The organism is Aquabacter sp. L1I39 (genome assembly GCF_017742835.1).
GTDB lineage: Bacteria > Pseudomonadota > Alphaproteobacteria > Rhizobiales > Xanthobacteraceae > L1I39.
On record NZ_CP072392.1, the window covers coordinates 4,804,007 to 4,820,927 of the forward strand.

Genomic DNA, 16,921 nt, shown 5'->3' on the forward strand with positions numbered 1-16,921 from the left:
AATTTCACTAAAGATTCACTTTGAACGGCCCGTCGGATACATGCGCGCCGCATCCTGAACCGCTCAGCAACCCCTCCGCGGGCAGGCACCGGTGGGGCCAAAAAAAAGGCCCCGGCAGAGCCGGGGCCTTGAGGGGCCGCCCGAAGGCGGCAGAGGGCTTGTTGGTCAGGCGCCGAAAGCGGCCTGGCTCGTTGCGCGGGCGGCCGCTTCCTCGTTGAGCCGGTGATGGCGGGCGAGAAGGGGACGCAGAACGAAAAGGGCACAAAAAGCTGCGGTCAGATCCATCGCCGCAACGATATAGAGCACGGTAGCCCAGGAGCCGGTCGCTTCCATGATCAGGTTCGCGACAGGAACAAGAAGCGCGGCAACACCCTTGGCGCAGTAGAGCACGCCATAAATCTTGCCCACATGCGCGCTGCCGAAGGTATCGGCGGCCGTGGCCGAGAACAGCGAGTAGACTTCGCCCCAGGCCAGGAAGACGATACCGGACAGGATAATGAACGCCCAGGGATTGTGACCGAAGGTCCCAAGCGCGACAATGCCGATGCCTTCCATAGCGAAGGCGAAGAACATGGTCTTCTCGCGGCCGATATGGTCGGAGATCCAACCAAACAGCGGGCGGGAGATACCGTTGAGGATGCGGTCCAGCATCAGCGCGAACGGCAGGGCCGCCATGGCGAAGAAGTAGAGGTTCACTTCCACCTTCTTCACGCCCAGGTCCTCGGCAATCACGCCCAGCTGCGCCACCGCCATCAGGCCGCCGGTGACGGTCAGGATGAACATGGTGAGCATGACATAGAAGACCGGGGTGCGCAGGGCCTCGCCCAGTGTGTAGTCGCGGCGGCTTTGCGCCACGGTGCTGGAGAAGACCACTTCACCCTTCTGCGGCGCGCGCAGGAAGCCGGCGGCGAGCAGGATGATGGCGCCCTGGATGAGGCCGAACAGGAAGAAGGTCTCCTGGTAGCCGGACGTCTTCAGCATGTTGGCGATGGGCATGATGGTCAAAACCGTGCCCGAGCCATAGCCGGCGGCGGTGAGGCCGACCGCAAGGCCGCGCTTGTCCGGGAACCACTTCAGCGCGCTGTTCACGCAGGTGGAATAGACGCAGCCCACGCCGATGCCGCCGATGGCCGCGCCCACGTAGAAGCCGGTCAGCGAGGTGGCATAGGAATTCACAATCCAGGACAGGCCGGTGAAGACGCCGCCCACAAGCACCACGGCCCGGGGGCCGTATTTGTCGATGAAGTAGCCCTCGATGGGGGTGAGCCAGGTCTGCACCACCACGAAGACGGTGAACGCGATCTGGATGGAGGCGCGGCTCCAGCCATGGGCGTTCTGAATTTCCGGAACGAAGAGCGTCCAGGAATATTGGATGTTTGCGGCGGCCACCATGCAAACGACGCCGGCAATCAACTGAAGCCAGCGGTTCGCCGTCACGGTTGCGGTGCCCGTAGGACCATGTGAACCCATTTCTTCCTTCCCCATATATTCATTAGTCTTGTTCTTATCTTTGAGATTTGATCCGCCCTCTCCCTCGTCCCTCTGGAGAGCGGTTTTGGCGTTACACCGCGCCGTTGGCGCGCATGTTGGCAATGTCATCCGGGCCATAGCCGATGGCCGCGAGCACCTCGTCCGTATGCTCGCCAAGGAGGGGCGCGCGCTCCACGGGAACGTCGCTGTCCGACAGGCGGATGGGGGAAGCCACCGTGACATAGGTGCCCCGCTCGGGATGGGGCACCTCCACCAGGAAGCCGCGCTCATAGAGCGTCCGGTCGTCCATGATGTCCTTGGTGGACAGGATGGGGCCGCAGGGCACGTCGATGGCTTTCAGGGCCTTCATGACGTCGAACTTGCTGCGGTGGCGGGTCCAGCCCTCGATGACGGCAAAGCAGGCATCAAGCCGCTGGGCACGGGCTTCGTGGGTGGCGAAGCGCTGGTCCTCGATAAGATCGCGCCGGCCGATCAGCCGCATCAGCGGCGCCCAGCCCTGGGGCTGGATGATGACGTAGCAATAGTCATTCTCGCCGCCGGGTGCGCAGCGCAGGGCCGCGCCGGGCTGGCCGCCACCGGAGGCATTGCCCGCCCGCGGCACGCAATCGCCACCGGGCACGCCGGGATATTCGGTGAGCGGACCGGCGGCGAGACGCTGCTGGTCGCGCAGCTTCACCCGCAGCATATTGACCACGCAATCCTGCATGGCCACTTCCACCTTCTGTCCGCGCCCGGTCAGCGTGCGCTGGTAGAGCGCCGCCAGGATGCCGGCGACGCAATGGATGCCGGTGCCGGTATCGCCGATCTGGGCACTGGAGGCGGTGGGCGGGCCGGAACGCCAGCCGGTGGTGCTCATGGCCCCGCCCATGGCCTGGGCGATGGTCTCATAAGCCTTGGCGTCGATGTCGCCGTCCTCGGCGAAGCCCTTGATGGAGGCGTAGATCAGCCGGGGGTTGAGCGCCTGGATGCGGTCCCAGCCGAAGCCCTGCCGCTCCAGCACGCCGGGCCCGAAATTCTCCACCAGAACGTCGCAGCCCACCACCAGCCGGGCCAGGGCATCCTGCCCCTGCTGCGACTTGATATTGAGGGTGATGCTGCGCTTGTTGGCGTTCAGCATCGTGAAGTAAAGCGAGTCCACGTTGGACTTATCGCGCAGCTGCGTGCGGGTAATGTCGCCGCGTCGCGGCATCTCGACCTTGATCACGTCTGCGCCCATCCAGGCGAGCAATTGCGTCGCCGAGGGACCTGACTGCACGTGCGTCATGTCGAGCACGCGCACACCTTCGAGTGCCTTGCCCATGCCTCTACCCCTGGAACCTGCCCTACAGCATGCCTGCCGATCTACGCCGGCTGTGTGGACCTTACGGCCCTCGTGATATTTCGTCTATTGGATTTGGTATGCCAGATACAGAGACATATCACTGCTTCAACCGGTCGGCAATGGCCTTTCGACCGGCGCTCGCATGGGAAGCAGAGCGCCGGCAGCGCAAACGTCAGCGCAAGGCGAGGAGACCCGCAGAAAGATCAGATGAGGCGAGCGCGGAGCAGGCTTCCGCCTCCGCTTCATGCAGATAGTGGCGCATGAGGTCGGTGGCGCTGAGGACCCCCACCAAGGCATGGTCATCCATCACCGGCAGGTGGCGGATCTGGTGCTCCGTCATGCGGCGCAGAACGAGGAGGACGGAATCCTCCAGCGCGCAGGACACCAGCGCCCGCCTCATGAAGGTGGCCACAGCCAGGCTCGGCGTGGCCGGGCCATATTCCACCAAAGCGCGGGCCACATCGCGTTCCGAGAACACCCCGATGACGGTAGCACCCTCGGTTTCTACGATATCCTGCACCACCACCGAGGAGATGTTCTCCCGCTGCATGATGAGGGCGGCAGTGGCGACGGTCTCGTGCATGCGCATGGTGATGATGCGCGTGTCGCGCTTTTCGCGCAGAATGTCCGCAACAGTAGTCATTGGCGCGTTTCCTCTCCGCGGGCCGCGGCGGTTTTCCTGCCTTATGAGCCCGGAGAGACATGCTGGTATTCAGAATACCCACTGTCAATAGAGTTTGGAACTGTCCTGATCCAAGATGCCAATCAAGATTGGCAACGGTGCCAGGGCTCCCCTTACTTGCCCAAAGACTGGATCGATGCCATCTAGGTATCTTGTATTTTGCCTCCGCAGGAGGCAGGGGATCAGGCAGCGCGCAGCGTGGCCGGGCAAGGGTGGTGATGACCTACCAGGATATCAACGTGAAGCCGATCGAGACCGACTCGAGCTTCCGGATGAAGGCCTACAAGGCACTCAAGGCCGCCATCATGGAGATGGACATCTACAGCCACAAGGAAGAGATCCGCCTGGAAGAGCGGCAGCTCTCCGAAAAGCTGGGCGTTTCTCGCACCCCCATCCGCGAAGCCATGACGCTGCTGGAGCAGGAAGGCTTCGTGCGGTCGGTGCCCCGGCGCGGCATCTTCGTGGTGCGCAAGTCCAAGCGCGAAATCCTGGAGATGATCACGGTGTGGGCGGCGCTGGAAAGCATGGCCGCGCGCCTCGCCTGCAAGAGCGCCTCCGACGCCGAGATTCGCGAGTTGCGCCGCAATGTGGACGCCTTCGCCAACCGCAATCCGGAAGAGTTCGTCACCGAATATTCGGAAGCCAACCTCGCCTTCCACAAGGCCATCATCCGCATGTCCGGCTGCGAGCTGATTGCCGAGACCACCGAGAGCCTGTTCCCCCACATGCGCGGCGTGCGCAAGGTCACCATCGGACAGGATCACCGGGCCCAACGCTCGGTCGTAGACCATGCCCGCATCGTGGAAGCCATCGAGAAGCGCGACGCCGACCTCGCCGAGCGCTTGGTGCGCGAGCACACGCTGGGCCTTGCCAAGCATGTGGAAGCCCACGGCGAGTTTCTGGACTAAGCCTGCACTGGCGCCAAGGCACACCGCAGAAACGAAAAAACCCCGCCGCGGCGGGGTTTTTTATGGCCGGTTGCCCGGAAGCCTTCGGCGGTTCGGGCTGCAGCCCGCTCCGCCGCCGCGCCTCAGGCCGCCTTGTGGCGGGCGATCATGTCCACGAACCGGTCGAACAGATAGTGGCTGTCCTGCGGGCCGGGGCTGGCTTCCGGGTGGTACTGCACCGAGAAGACCGGCTTGTCGGAGAGTGCGAGGCCCGCATTGGAGCCGTCGAACAGGGAGACGTGAGTCTCCACCGCATTGGCCGGCAGGCTGTCCCGGTCCACGGCGAAACCATGGTTCATGGAGGTGATCTCCACCTTGCCGGTGGTCAAGTCCTTCACGGGGTGGTTCGCCCCGTGGTGGCCCTGGTGCATCTTCAACGTGCGCCCGCCGACAGCGAGGCCGATCATCTGGTGGCCCAGGCAGATGCCGAAGGTAGGAATCGCCTCGTCGATCAGCGCGCGAATCACCGGCACCGCATAGGTGCCGGTCGCGGCCGGGTCGCCGGGGCCGTTTGACAGGAAGACGCCGTCCGGCTTCAGCGCCAGCACCTCCTCCGCCGTGGCGGTGGCGGGCAGCACCGTGACCTTGCAGCCGGCCCGCGCCAGCAGGCGCAGGATGTTGCGCTTCACGCCATAGTCGATGGCGACCACGTGATACTTGGCATTGTCCTGGTGGCCGTAGCCCTCGGGCCAGACCCAAGGGGTCTCATCCCAGTCGAAGCGCTGGACGGAGGTGACGCCGGGCACCAGGTCCATGCCCTCCAGCCCCGGCCAGGCCTTGGCCTTGGCCTTCAAGGCCTCAACGTCGAACACGCCGTCGGGGGCATGGGCGATGACGGCATTGGGCATGCCGCTCTCACGGATGAGGGCGGTGAGCGCGCGGGTGTCGATGCCGGAAATGCCGGCAATGCCGCGGGCCTTCAGCCACTGATCGAAGTGGCGGGTGGCGCGGTAATTGGACGGATCGGTGACGGGCGCGCGCAGCACCACGCCGCGCACGCCGGAGGCCGAGGCCATGGACACCGTCTCGATGTCCTCCTCGTTCGTGCCCACATTGCCGATATGGGGGAAGGTGAAGGTGATGATCTGGCCGCTATAGGAGGGGTCCGTCAGGATCTCCTCATAGCCGGTGATGGCGGTGTTGAAGCACACCTCACCTACCCCTTCGCCGATGGCGCCGAGGCCGTAGCCTTCAAGGATGGTGCCGTCCGCGAGCACCAGCAGCGCGGTCGGCTTCTGTTCGACCCAGCCGTCGGCGCTGCCGACGGGGGCATGGGCGTGATCTTGTTCCTGGCTCATGGATCGCCTAGATAAGGGTTCACGCGTCGCTGATCCAGGGGGGCGCGCGCCTTTGCGCGGATTTTGCAACGCTGCTCTTCGCGCAAGGCGGCCGGCTCGGCGCGCTGCGGGTAAGTCGACAGCCGGAAGTCCGGCCACGGGGGCGTAGCAGCCCGGTCAGGATGTGTTGTCCGCCAGCCAGTGTCGGGGTGCGGAGAGGGGTTCGATCTTGAAATGGATCGTGCGCCGTCCGCAGCCATATGGCGGATGCCCGGCGGTTAAAGCCCGGGATGTGGCAAAGGGGCGGCGCGCAAGCGTCGGCGGGGGGCCGGATCCGGAGGCCGCGCGGGGCGGCGAGCGGACGGCAGGCAACAAGACCAGACGAGACGAGGACAACGTGCTGCGCGACGATATCAATACCGCTTTGAAAGAGAGCATGAAGGCCGGCGACAAGGTACGCCTGTCCACGCTGCGCCTCGTCAATGCCGCGCTAAAGGACCGGGACATCGAAGCCCGCGGCCAGGGCAAGGACCCGCTCGGCGATGACGAGATTCGCGCGCTGCTCTCCAAGATGGCCAAGCAGCGCGAGGAAAGCGCCCGCATCTATGAGGAGAATGGCCGTCCCGAGCTCGCCGAGCAGGAGCGCGCCGAAATCGCCGTCATCCAGGACTTCCTGCCCCGCCAGCTGGACGAGGCCGAGACGCGCGCCGTGATCGCGGCCGTCGTGGCCGAGATCGAGGCGAAGGGCATCAAGGACATGGGCCGCACCATGGCGGTGCTGAAGGAGCGCCACGCCGGCGCTATCGACTTCGGCAAGGCCTCGCCCTGGGTGAAGGACGCCCTCACCGCCTCCTGAGGCTGTGAATTGCGGGGACAGCGGGCATGGCGGCCCAAACGCGGCCGCCCGCCTCTCCCGAGGCCCCCTGCCCCTACCCGGCCGGTCGCCCGCGACCGGCCGAACTGTTATGATCGGGCCAGCGGCGAGACGTTGCCGCACGAGATTGGGCTGAATGCGCTTCCCCCCCTCCTTCCTGGATGAGATCCGCGCCCGCCTGCCGGTCTCCGAAGTGGTGGGCCGCAAAGTCAGGCTGAAGAAGCAGGGGCGCGAGTTTGCCGGCCTCTCCCCCTTCAATGCCGAGAAGACCCCCTCCTTCTTCGTCAACGACCAGAAGGGCTTCTACCACTGCTTCTCCTCGGGCAAGCACGGCGACGTGTTCGATTTCCTGATGGAGACGGAGGGCGTGCCTTTCGGCGAGGCGGTGGAGCGCCTCGCCTCCATGGCTGGCCTCCCCCTGCCCCAGGTCACGCCCGAGGCGGCGGCCAAGGAAGAGCGCCGGCGGACCCTTTATGACGTGCTCTCGCTCGCGGAGGCCTATTTCCGCGAGCAGCTCCAGGCCCGCGCCGGGGCGAAGGCGCGCGGCTATCTCTCCGATCGGTCGCTCGGCCCCTCCACCCAGAAGCGCTTCGGCCTTGGCTATGCGCCGGGGGAGCGCTACGGGCTCAAGGAAGCCCTGGGCAAAGCGGGTGTCTCGGTCTCGGACATGGTGGAAGCCGGCCTCCTGGTGGCAGGCGACGACATCCCCGTGCCCTATGATCGCTTCCGCGACCGGGTGATCTTTCCCATCACCGACCTGAAGGGCCGCACGGTGGGCTTTGGCGGCCGGGCGCTCGAAAAGGACGTGTCCGCCAAGTATCTCAACTCGCCGGAGACGCCGCTCTTCCACAAGGGCTCGCTGCTCTATAACGGCTTTGCCGCCCGCGCCGCCGCCCACAAGGGCGCCCGTGTGGTTGCTGTGGAAGGCTATGTGGACGTGATCGCCATGGTGGAGGCGGGTTTCGAGGCGGCGGTGGCGCCGCTCGGCACCGCGCTGACCGACGAGCAATTGCAACTGCTCTGGCGCATGGCGGACGAACCCACCTTGCTCTTCGATGGAGACAAGGCCGGCCGGCGCGCCGCCTATCGGGCCATCGACCTCGCCTTGCCCCACATCAAGCCCGGCAAGAGCCTGGCCTTCGGGGCCCTGCCCGATGGCCAGGACCCGGACGACCTCGTGCGCCGGGGCGGGCGGGACGCCATGGAAAACGTGCTCGCTCGCACCGAGCCCCTGGCCGCCATGCTCTGGCAGCGCGAGACCGAGGCGGTGAACCTCGATACGCCCGAGCGCCGGGCGGCGCTGGAGGCGCGCATTGGCGAAGTGGTGAATGCCATCGTCGACGAGACCGTGCGCCGGCACTACAAGTCCGACCTCAGCGAGCGCATGCGCCGCCTGCTGGCGCCCGCCGGCGCCGTGCGCACCCAATGGGCGGCCGGTCGCCGTCCCGGCCCCGGTGGCCAGAAGGGGCGCCCCTCTGGCCCAGGCGAGATGATGAGCCCGCGGGGCGGCGGTGAACTTTCCCGCTCCGCCGTGGTGCGTGGCCCCGGGGCCAGCCTGCCGCGCAACGAAGCGCTGCTGCTCTTCTGCCTTTTGAACCATCCCTGGCTGATGGACGAGATGGGAGAAGAAATCGCAGAGCTGCCATTCGCCCATGGGGAGGCGGATCGCTTGCGCCGCGTGCTGCTGGAAGCGCATATGCACGGCCTCGACCTTGCCGCCCATCTGGCGGCCCATCCGGCCGAGGGGACGACCGAACTGGAAGCGGTCTGCCGGCGGATCAGAGGGCTCGCCAATCCAAAAATGGACTGGCCAGCATATCCTGATACCGCACAAGAGGACGTGAGGCTCTGGTGGCAGCAGCGGACGGCCTTGCATCGTAAGGCTTACGCGCTATCTAGAGAATTGAGAGAAGCGGAACGCCACTTGGGTGACGACCCGAGCGAGGCGAATTTTGCCTGGTTGAGGGACGTGCGCGAGCGTCTTTCCGCCATGGATGGAACCGAAGCCCTGGTGGAAGGGTTCGGCGCATCTTCGGGTCGCACGCCCGCGCGGTGACGCGCTGCGGGCGGAGCCAGGAGGGCGGCGGACATCAGGCTGGGGGGAATTGGCGGCCTCGCGCGCCGGCCGGTTCAGGCTGATTTAACGGAGGGCCTCTATCAGGGAGGCCCCCCACGCGGTTGAGTGAGGCGGCGGGCCGGCTGGTCGCGCCGCCGTTTCGCCGTTGGCAGACGGCGATCAGGCAGGAGATGTCCATGGCGAAGCAGGCCACCGAGACGACCGACGCTCCGGAGAAGGAGAACGACGCCCCCGACGGGCCGTTGCTCGACCTCTCGGACGCGGCCGTCCGGAAGATGATCAAGAATGCCAAGCGCCGCGGCTACGTCACCTATGAGCAGCTCAACGAAGTGATGCCCTCCGAGGAGGTCACCTCCGAGCAGATCGAGGACACCCTCGCCATGCTCAACGACATGGGCATCAACGTGATCGAGGCGGAGGAAGCCGCCGACGAGGAACACGGCGAGGAAGGCGAGACCGCCGACGAGCCGGAAGAGGCCGAAGGTGGCGAAGTCGCCGAGGCCGCGCCCCGTGCGATCACCCGCGCCGAGACCAAGTCCGAGCCGGCCGAGCGCACGGATGACCCGGTGCGCATGTATCTGCGCGAGATGGGCTCGGTGGAGTTGCTCTCCCGCGAGGGCGAAATCGCCATCGCCAAGCGCATCGAGGCCGGCCGCGAGGCGATGATTGCGGGCCTGTGCGAGAGCCCGCTGACCTTCCAGGCCATCATCATCTGGCGTGATGAACTGGCCGAAGGCCGCGTGCTGCTGCGCGACATCATCGACCTTGAGGCCACCTATGCCGGCCCCGAGGGGAAGAACCCGCCCCCGGCGCTGGAAGGCGAAGCCGCCCTTGCTCCCGAGGCGGGCGAGGACGGCCTGCTGGGCGACGGCGCCGCCCCCGAGGGCGACGAGGACGACATGGAAAACTCCCTGTCGCTCGCCGCCATGGAGACGGAGATCAAGCCCAAGGTCCTCGAGACCTTCGAGCGCATCGCCGACAATTACAAGAAGCTGCGCCGCCTGCAGGACCAGAACGTCGAGTCCAAGCTCAAGAACGAGACGCTCTCCCCGGCCCAGGAGCGCAAGGCCAAGAAGCTGAAAGAGGACCTGGTCCTCGACATGAAGTCGCTGTCCCTCAACCAGGCGCGCATCGACGCCCTGGTGGAGCAGCTCTACGAGATCAACAAGCGTCTCGTGGGCCTGGAGGGCCGCCTGCTGCGCCTCGCCGAGAGCTATGGCGTGACCCGCGACGACTTCCTGCGCCAGTATCAGGGTTATGAGCTGGACCCCAAGTGGGTGCTGCGCGTCTCCAAGCTCGGCTCGAAGGGCTGGAAGGGCTTTGTCGCGTCCGAGAAGGACATGATCAAGGACCTGCGCGGCGACATCCATAACCTCGCCACCGAGACCGGCCTGGAGATCCTTGAGTTCCGCAAGATCGTCCAGATGGTGCAGAAGGGCGAGAAGGAAGCCCGCCAAGCGAAGAAGGAAATGGTGGAGGCGAACCTGCGCCTCGTCATCTCCATCGCTAAGAAGTACACGAACCGCGGCCTGCAATTCCTGGACCTGATCCAGGAGGGCAATATCGGCCTCATGAAGGCGGTCGACAAGTTCGAGTACCGGCGCGGCTACAAGTTCTCCACCTATGCCACCTGGTGGATCCGGCAGGCCATCACCCGGTCCATCGCGGACCAGGCCCGCACCATCCGCATCCCCGTGCACATGATCGAGACCATCAACAAGATCGTGCGCACCTCCCGCCAGATGCTCCACGAGATTGGCCGCGAGCCGACCCCGGAAGAGCTGGCCGAGAAGCTGGGCATGCCGCTGGAGAAGGTCCGCAAGGTCCTGAAGATCGCCAAGGAGCCCATCTCCCTCGAAACGCCCATCGGCGACGAGGAAGATTCGCACCTCGGCGACTTCATCGAGGACAAGAATGCGGTGCTGCCCATCGACGCCGCCATCCAGTCCAACCTGCGCGAGACCACAACCCGCGTGCTCGCGTCCCTCACCCCCCGCGAGGAGCGCGTGCTGCGCATGCGCTTCGGCATCGGCATGAACACCGATCACACGCTGGAGGAAGTGGGCCAGCAATTCTCGGTGACGCGCGAGCGTATCCGCCAGATCGAAGCCAAGGCCCTGCGCAAGCTCAAGCATCCCAGCCGCTCGCGCAAGTTGCGTTCGTTCCTGGATAACTGATCCCGGCCGACGAGAGCTTTACCAATGCAAGGACGGCGGGCGCGAGCCCGCCGTTTCTTTTTGTCCCGCCCCATCCGCATTGGGGAACGATGCGCGTCGCCCGTCATTGTCCTTTGAGCCCCCCAATTCAGGAGGACACCATGCCTGGTGCTTTGGACGGAAAGCGCATTCTCATTCTTGCCACCAACGGCTTCGAACAGTCTGAACTGGAAGTGCCACGCGATCGCCTGAAGGAAGCGGGCGCACAGGTCCATATTGCTTCGCCCGAGAGCGGGCAGATCAAGGGCTGGGACCAGAAGGACTGGGGCCGGCCGGTAAGCGTGGACAAGACCCTCGGCGACGTGCGCGAGGCGGACTATGACGCCCTGGTTCTGCCCGGCGGGCAGATGAACCCCGATATCCTGCGTGCGGACGAGACCGCGGTGAAGCTGGTGAAGGCCTTCTATGATGCCGGCAAGACCGTCGCCGCCGTGTGCCATGGGCCATGGCTGCTGGTGGAAGCCGGCATCGCCAAGGGCAAGCGCATGACCTCGTACAAGTCCATCAAGACCGACGTGATCAATGCCGGCGCCCAGTGGGAGGATTCCCAGGTGGTCACCGACAACGGCCTCGTCACCTCCCGCAATCCCGGCGACCTGGAGGCCTTCTGCGCCAAAATCGTCGAAGAGGTTCGGGAAGGCCGGCATCAGCGCCGCGCGGCGTGACGCCAAATGAACACAAGACGGGCGCCCCATGCGGGCGCCCGTTCTGCGTCAGCGGCCTGGCGTCTCCACCACCAGGGCGACGATGCGCCGGACGACCGGCAGGACCAGGAGCAGCGTGGGAAAGGCGACCACCCAGGAAATAGCCCAAGCGGCGGGCCAGGTGGCCAGGAAATCCGGCCCAAAGCCGAGGCTGCGGGCTGTGGAAATGGCCGACACCACAAAGGTCATCAGCACCGAAAGCACCAGCGGCATGACGACGGAAGCCGAACGCGCCGGGAGCTTGCGGGAAGAGCGGGAAATCGAAGGCATGGGAAGCCATCCTTGATCGGATGGTCCGGCAGGTCCGATGCACGACGCATCCGGCCGGCCTGGACCGGTTGGGATGCGTTGCCTGACGTCGGACGCTTACGACGCGCGGCACTGCCGCGCGCGAGGGTTCTTAAGCGCGGAGCGGACCGGCTTGTCAAGCGCGCAGCGTGATGCCGCGCCGCGCGCCTTTGCCTGACGGGCGCTCAGGCCTCCGTCAGGTTCCCCTCGGCGTCCACGTCCACCTGACGCGGCATGCACGCCGCGGGATTCACGCTGGCCGGCCAGCGGGCTTTCAGGAGCCGTGACTTCGGGATGAAGGCGCGGCAGACCTTGTCGCCCTGATTGCCGCCCAGAACGAGGAAGTGGTCCCCGCGCTCGCCTTCATAGAAGCCCACATGACCATTGCTGCCCCCGATGGTCCCGCGCCAGAAGACAAGCACGGCTCCAACACCCGGCTGCACCTCCTGCCCGAACCTTTGCCAGCCTCGCGCCCAGAGCGGATTTCGCGGAAGAGGCTCCTCCGGCAAGGTCGCGCCGAAGCAATGGGCCGGGTAAAGGCCGCACCACGGGATTTCATCCTCTCCATACGGAATATCGAGCACGCGCGCCCAGCCCAGGATATCCGGATTGTTGCCGGGGCCGGGAACTTCCCGGACACCGATCAGCGCCCGCGCTTCCACCATCCAGGGCAACGGCAGCGTCTCCACCTGCGGCGCGGCGCCGGTCAGCGCGGTGAGCGTGGCAGTGTCCGGCTGGCCTGTCGCAACGAGGCCGCGCGCGGCCTGGAACGCCTTGCAGGCTGCGATGCTCCGCCGGCCCCAGATGCCGTCAATTTCTCCCGGATCGAACCCCTGATTCTGTAGCGCCAGTTGAATGGTCGCGATCGACATGCTTGCCCCCTGATGCAGCCTGTGCGCGAACACTATGAGATATAATATTTTAAGTTGCAATAACGCGCAAACACAACCGAGAGACGTCGGATCCGTCCGCGCATGCCGCAGCGTCCCGCCGACTCCTATCTCTCTGTTTTTGAAGGCATGCGCTTCTGCGCTCCTGTCGTCTCACCCCGCGCGGACAGGAGCGGCGCAAGGGAGGAAGACGGTAGTGACAGGAAGGCGGAAGACCGCGGCTGCGACCCCAGGTGCGCTCACATCTAGGGACGGCGGCGGCGACAAAGGCCGATCATCCGAGGGCGGTGGGGCTGCAGGCCCCCCTCGGCGCAACGGAAAGAAGCCGCCCACCGGCCAGGCAGGCGAGCGGCGGCGCGCCCGCGCCAGGCCCACGCCACGCGTGAAGCGACAGCCTTAGGCCGTGAACTCCACCACCGGATCGCGGCCAATGAGGCGGCATAGCTGGCGCAGGCGGGAATGAACGCGCTCATTCACCAAGTCCGCCAGATCACGCGGCACCGTCAGCACCACGCTATCGCCGCGGGCCAGCATGGGCGTGCGAGGGAGAATGCCGGGCATGGCGGCGGACAGGAGATAGGCCACCCGCATGGCGGCACCGAGAATTCGCGCGCGGTCCAGCTGGCCGGTGGAGACCAGTTCCAGGATGCGCAGCGCGCTGTCGTCCTCGCCGAGGCCCATGTGGCGGTAATAGACCGCCAGGGCCATGGCCGCCCGGCCAGCGTGATCAAGCCCCACGAAGGCCGCGTGGGCGATCATGTTGAGGCTCTGCTCGCCCCGATAATCGGGATGGGCGCGCCAGCTTACGTCCGCCAGCAGGCAGGCGGCCTGTCGCAGCCGCCGCGCGTCCCGATCCTCCTCCAGCGCCGACGTGGAAGCAAAAAAAGCGTCCGTCCAACGCACCAGTTCCTCTTGGTGCACCGGCGAGCGAGAGCGCAGGACATTGAATTCTTGGGCGGAAATGAGCAGGGGATCATGGGCGCGCTGCTCTTCCTCAAGCAGCGAGTAGAGCAGACCCTCGCGCACGCCCAGCGCCGAGATTTCCACGAAGGCGGGTCGCCCCTGGCGCACCACATTCTCCAGCACCAGCGCGCCATAGGCCAGAAGCGGCCGGCGGGCGGGTGAGACGGATTCGATGCGTGGAAGGGCCGTGATGTCGCCGCGATGAACGGTGCGGGTAAAGTCCAGCACCTCCTTGGCAGGCAAGGTATAGCCGTGCATCACATGCAGCGGGTAGCCCTTCTGGAACATGTGGAGCCGTGCCAGGGCACGCCAGGTTCCCCCCACCGCATAGAAGGTGCGGCCGGCAAGGTCCGACAGAAGCGGGGCGTCCTCCACCGCGTCGCGGACGATCTTCTCGGCCTTGCGCAAGGACTTTGAGGAGCGGTCCTGAAGGGCGAGGCTGCCGAGGGGCAAGGTGATGCCCTCCCCCACCCGCGTGCCCTTGATGTCGACGAGCTCCAGCGAGCCGCCGCCGAGGTCGCCAGCGAGCCCATCCGGGTCGTGCATGCCGGAGACGATGCCATAGGCGGCCAGTTCAGCTTCGCGGCGCCCGGACAGGATCTCCACCCGGACGCGGCACACCGCCTCGCATTCGGCGATGAAGGCCGGGCCGTTCTCCGCATCGCGCGATGCGGCCGTGGCGAGGGCGTAGAGGGCGCCCACCTGCATGGCGTCGCACAGGGCGCGGAACCGCCGAAGGGCGGACAACGCCTTCTCAACCGCATCCTGCGCGAGGCGGCCGGTGGAGAGCACCTCCCGGCCGAGGCCGCACAGGGCCTTCTCGTTGAAGATGGGCGTCGGCGCACGGGTCAGCGCCTCGTACACCACGAGGCGCACCGAGTTGGATCCGATGTCGATGACCGCGACCGGCTGGGTCACGGCCATCTGATCCGTTGCGCGCTCACCTTGTCCACGGGTCTCACCGCCGGACGAGAAGGCTCCGCGGCGCAGAATTTTTGAGAGACTTTCCACGGCCGGACAAACTCGGATTGGTCATGAAATAACGATGGGCGTTGAATGATTCCTCGCCCGGGGCCGGGACTATGCGTTCCGAAGACCCATCCGGCAACACCCGCCAGCTCTGTTCGTTGTCGATAAGATTGGCCACCATGATCTGGTCGAGCACCTGCTCGTGCACCGTGGGATTGGTGATCGGGCACAAGGTCTCGACGCGACGATCCAGGTTGCGCGTCATCAGATCGGCGGAGGAAATGTAAACGATTGCCTTGGGATGGGGCAATCCATGCCCGCCCCCGAAGCAATAGATCCGGCTGTGTTCAAGGAACCGTCCGACAATGGACTTCACCCGGATATTCTCCGAAAGTCCTGCGATGCCGGGCCGCAGGCAGCAGATGCCGCGCACCACACATTCCACATGCACGCCGGCCGCGCTCGCATCATAGAGCGCGTCGATAACCATGGGGTCCACCAGCGAGTTGCACTTCAGCCAGATGGCGGCCGGACGGCCGGCTCGGGCGTGCGCGATTTCCTCTTGGATGTTCTGGAGGATGCGCGGCTTCAGCGTGGTGGGGGACACGGCCATCACGTCGAGCTCGCCGGGGGTGGCATAGCCGGTGATGAAGTTGAAGATCCGCGCCACGTCCTGGGCGATCACCGGGTCGGCGGTGAAGAAGGACAGATCGGTATAGATGCGCGCCGTGATGGGGTGATAATTGCCCGTGCCCACATGGCAATAGGTGGAGAGCGCCCCGCCCTCGCGGCGGACCACCATGGACAATTTGCCATGGGTCTTCAGGTCGATGAAGCCGAACACCACCTGAACGCCCGCGCGCTCCAGGTCACGCGCCCAGCGGATATTGGCTTCCTCGTCGAAGCGCGCTTTGAGCTCCACCAGGGCGGTGACGGACTTGCCGGCTTCCGCCGCCTCGGCCAGCGCCTTCACGATGGGGCTGTCGGAGGAGGTGCGGTAGAGGGTCTGCTTGATGGCGACGACGTTAGGGTCGCGAGCAGCCTGACGGAGAAACTGAACCACCACATCGAAGGATTCATAAGGGTGGTGGACCAGAATGTCCTTCTCGCGAATGGCCAGAAAGCAGTCGCCGCCATGGTCGCGAATGCGCTCGGGAAATCGGGCATTGTAGGGCTGGAACTTGAGGTCCGGCCGGTCCACCGAGACGAGCTGGGAGAATTCGTTCAGCGCCAGCACGCCGTTGACGACGAAGATCTCCTCGTCCTTCACGTCCAGCTCGCGGGCGACGAAGTTGCGCAATTCGTCCGGCATGCCGGCATCCGCCTCCATGCGGATCACCGAACCGTAGCGCCGCTGCTTCAGCGCGGTCTCGAACAGGCGGACGAGATCCTCGGCCTCCTCCTCGATTTCCAGGTCGCTGTCGCGGATCACGCGGAACACGCCCTGGCCCTTCACCACATAGCCGGGGAAGAGGCGGGCGATGAACAGGCCGATCATCTGCTCAAGGGCAATGAAGCGCATGCCCTGGCCATTATGCTCGGGCAGGCGGATGAAACGCTCCACCTTGGCCGGCACGCGGATCAGCGCATTCATGCCCCGCCCGTCGTTCTGGCGCACCAGTTGCAGCGCCAGGGAGAAGCCGAGATTGGGGATGAAGGGGAAAGGATGGGCCGGGTCGATGGCGAGCGGGGTCAGAACCGGGAAGACATGGTGCAGGAAGTGCTTTTCCAGCGCAGCCAGGTCGCTCGCGGTGATCTCCGAGCCATCCACCAGGCGGATGCCCGTGGCGGCGAGCTCCACGCGCAGCTCGCGCCAGCGGGCCTGCTGGTCGAAGATCAGCTTGCCGGCCTCGTTCATGATCTTGGCCAGTTGCTCGGACGGGCTGAGGCCATCCGGGCTGGGCGTGGTGACGCCTTCGCTGATCTGCTCCTTCAGGCCGGCGACGCGGACCATGAAGAACTCGTCCAGATTGTTGGCCGAGATGGACAGGAAGCGCAGTTGCTCCAGCAGCGGATGGGTGGCGTTCGACGCCTCCTCCAGCACGCGGCGATTGAAATGCAGCCACGAAATCTCGCGGTTGATGAAGCGGTCCGGCGAGTGGCGCAGGTCACTCACAGGGGCGTCCTGGGCCGCGGGAGAAGCGTCCTCCACCATGGAAAGGGCTGCGGTCTCGTTCGCGCTCATGTCTATTCCCCCAAATTCGCCCGGACCATGGCCGTCT

General features: G+C 65.6%; 13 protein-coding genes. 5 read left to right on the plus strand and 8 right to left on the minus strand.

Going from position 1 to position 16,921, the window contains the following annotated elements:
- Window positions 1-165 precede the first annotated feature (165 nt).
- From oxlT to J5J86_RS21780, 3 genes are all read right to left on the minus strand, one after another.
- Window positions 166-1,392 carry an oxalate/formate MFS antiporter gene (oxlT, locus tag J5J86_RS21770; protein WP_247658656.1) on the minus strand — a complete coding sequence of 409 codons (1,227 nt, stop codon included), beginning with the start codon at window positions 1,390-1,392 and terminating at the stop codon, window positions 166-168.
- A 169-nt stretch (window positions 1,393-1,561) separates the two neighbouring features.
- A complete protein-coding gene (gene frc / locus J5J86_RS21775; RefSeq protein ID WP_209102055.1) occupies window positions 1,562-2,791 on the minus strand; it encodes a formyl-CoA transferase in 1,230 nt (409 codons plus the stop codon).
- A 193-nt stretch (window positions 2,792-2,984) separates the two neighbouring features.
- Entirely contained in the window at window positions 2,985-3,455 is a 471-nt protein-coding gene (locus J5J86_RS21780; RefSeq protein ID WP_209102063.1) for a CBS domain-containing protein, read from the minus strand.
- 257 nt (window positions 3,456-3,712) lie between these two features.
- Here J5J86_RS21780 and J5J86_RS21785 point away from each other — a divergent pair, with 257 nt between their 5' ends.
- Entirely contained in the window at window positions 3,713-4,402 is a 690-nt protein-coding gene (locus tag J5J86_RS21785; protein WP_209102065.1) for a GntR family transcriptional regulator, read from the plus strand.
- Window positions 4,403-4,524: 122 nt separating this feature from the next.
- Here J5J86_RS21785 and carA read toward each other — a convergent pair whose 3' ends face one another.
- Window positions 4,525-5,739, minus strand: coding sequence for a glutamine-hydrolyzing carbamoyl-phosphate synthase small subunit (carA, locus tag J5J86_RS21790; RefSeq protein ID WP_209102067.1), 1,215 nt, complete (start codon window positions 5,737-5,739; stop codon window positions 4,525-4,527).
- 376 nt (window positions 5,740-6,115) lie between these two features.
- Between carA and J5J86_RS21795 the strand changes: the two genes are divergently transcribed.
- From J5J86_RS21795 to J5J86_RS21810, 4 genes are all read left to right on the plus strand, one after another.
- The gene (locus J5J86_RS21795) at window positions 6,116-6,574 is read left to right on the plus strand and encodes a GatB/YqeY domain-containing protein (RefSeq protein WP_209102069.1); all 459 of its coding nucleotides are present in this window, start codon (window positions 6,116-6,118) and stop codon (window positions 6,572-6,574) included.
- A gap of 154 nt (window positions 6,575-6,728) precedes the next feature.
- Window positions 6,729-8,648 (plus strand): DNA primase, encoded by a 1,920-nt coding sequence (gene dnaG, locus J5J86_RS21800; protein ID WP_209102071.1) that lies wholly within the window; start codon window positions 6,729-6,731, stop codon window positions 8,646-8,648.
- Window positions 8,649-8,845: 197 nt separating this feature from the next.
- Window positions 8,846-10,846, plus strand: a complete 2,001-nt coding sequence (rpoD, locus tag J5J86_RS21805; protein WP_209102073.1) for an RNA polymerase sigma factor RpoD — start codon at window positions 8,846-8,848, stop codon at window positions 10,844-10,846.
- A gap of 140 nt (window positions 10,847-10,986) precedes the next feature.
- Entirely contained in the window at window positions 10,987-11,550 is a 564-nt protein-coding gene (locus J5J86_RS21810) for a type 1 glutamine amidotransferase domain-containing protein (protein ID WP_209102075.1), read from the plus strand.
- A gap of 48 nt (window positions 11,551-11,598) precedes the next feature.
- Here the strand turns inward: J5J86_RS21810 and J5J86_RS21815 are convergent, their stop codons facing one another.
- The 4 genes from J5J86_RS21815 to J5J86_RS21830 all read right to left on the minus strand — a co-directional run bounded on the left by J5J86_RS21815 (window position 11,599) and on the right by J5J86_RS21830 (window position 16,854).
- A complete protein-coding gene (locus J5J86_RS21815; protein WP_209102077.1) occupies window positions 11,599-11,859 on the minus strand; it encodes a DUF2798 domain-containing protein in 261 nt (86 codons plus the stop codon).
- A gap of 203 nt (window positions 11,860-12,062) precedes the next feature.
- Complete coding sequence (locus tag J5J86_RS21820; protein WP_209102079.1) at window positions 12,063-12,749, minus strand: NlpC/P60 family protein; 687 nt, start codon at window positions 12,747-12,749, stop codon at window positions 12,063-12,065.
- A 414-nt stretch (window positions 12,750-13,163) separates the two neighbouring features.
- Window positions 13,164-14,654 carry an exopolyphosphatase gene (gene ppx, locus J5J86_RS21825; protein ID WP_209102081.1) on the minus strand — a complete coding sequence of 497 codons (1,491 nt, stop codon included), beginning with the start codon at window positions 14,652-14,654 and terminating at the stop codon, window positions 13,164-13,166.
- A gap of 34 nt (window positions 14,655-14,688) precedes the next feature.
- Window positions 14,689-16,854, minus strand: coding sequence for an RNA degradosome polyphosphate kinase (locus J5J86_RS21830; RefSeq protein WP_247658657.1), 2,166 nt, complete (start codon window positions 16,852-16,854; stop codon window positions 14,689-14,691).
- Window positions 16,855-16,921: the final 67 nt, after the last annotated feature.

What these genes read in the sequence shown, in the direction of transcription:
- oxlT (WP_247658656.1), bottom strand. Translation starts at nt 1,392, where the DNA reads ATGGTGGCCGCCGCAAACATCCAATATTCCTGGACGCTCTTCGTTCCG.
- carA (WP_209102067.1), bottom strand. Translation starts at nt 5,739, where the DNA reads ATGAGCCAGGAACAAGATCACGCCCATGCCCCCGTCGGCAGCGCCGAC.
- J5J86_RS21785 (WP_209102065.1), top strand. Translation starts at nt 3,713, where the DNA reads ATGACCTACCAGGATATCAACGTGAAGCCGATCGAGACCGACTCGAGC.
- rpoD (WP_209102073.1), top strand. Translation starts at nt 8,846, where the DNA reads ATGGCGAAGCAGGCCACCGAGACGACCGACGCTCCGGAGAAGGAGAAC.
- J5J86_RS21780 (WP_209102063.1), bottom strand. Translation starts at nt 3,455, where the DNA reads ATGACTACTGTTGCGGACATTCTGCGCGAAAAGCGCGACACGCGCATC.
- J5J86_RS21810 (WP_209102075.1), top strand. Translation starts at nt 10,987, where the DNA reads ATGCCTGGTGCTTTGGACGGAAAGCGCATTCTCATTCTTGCCACCAAC.
- dnaG (WP_209102071.1), top strand. Translation starts at nt 6,729, where the DNA reads ATGCGCTTCCCCCCCTCCTTCCTGGATGAGATCCGCGCCCGCCTGCCG.
- frc (WP_209102055.1), bottom strand. Translation starts at nt 2,791, where the DNA reads ATGGGCAAGGCACTCGAAGGTGTGCGCGTGCTCGACATGACGCACGTG.
- J5J86_RS21820 (WP_209102079.1), bottom strand. Translation starts at nt 12,749, where the DNA reads ATGTCGATCGCGACCATTCAACTGGCGCTACAGAATCAGGGGTTCGAT.
- ppx (WP_209102081.1), bottom strand. Translation starts at nt 14,654, where the DNA reads ATGGCCGTGACCCAGCCGGTCGCGGTCATCGACATCGGATCCAACTCG.
- J5J86_RS21830 (WP_247658657.1), bottom strand. Translation starts at nt 16,854, where the DNA reads ATGGTGGAGGACGCTTCTCCCGCGGCCCAGGACGCCCCTGTGAGTGAC.
- J5J86_RS21815 (WP_209102077.1), bottom strand. Translation starts at nt 11,859, where the DNA reads ATGCCTTCGATTTCCCGCTCTTCCCGCAAGCTCCCGGCGCGTTCGGCT.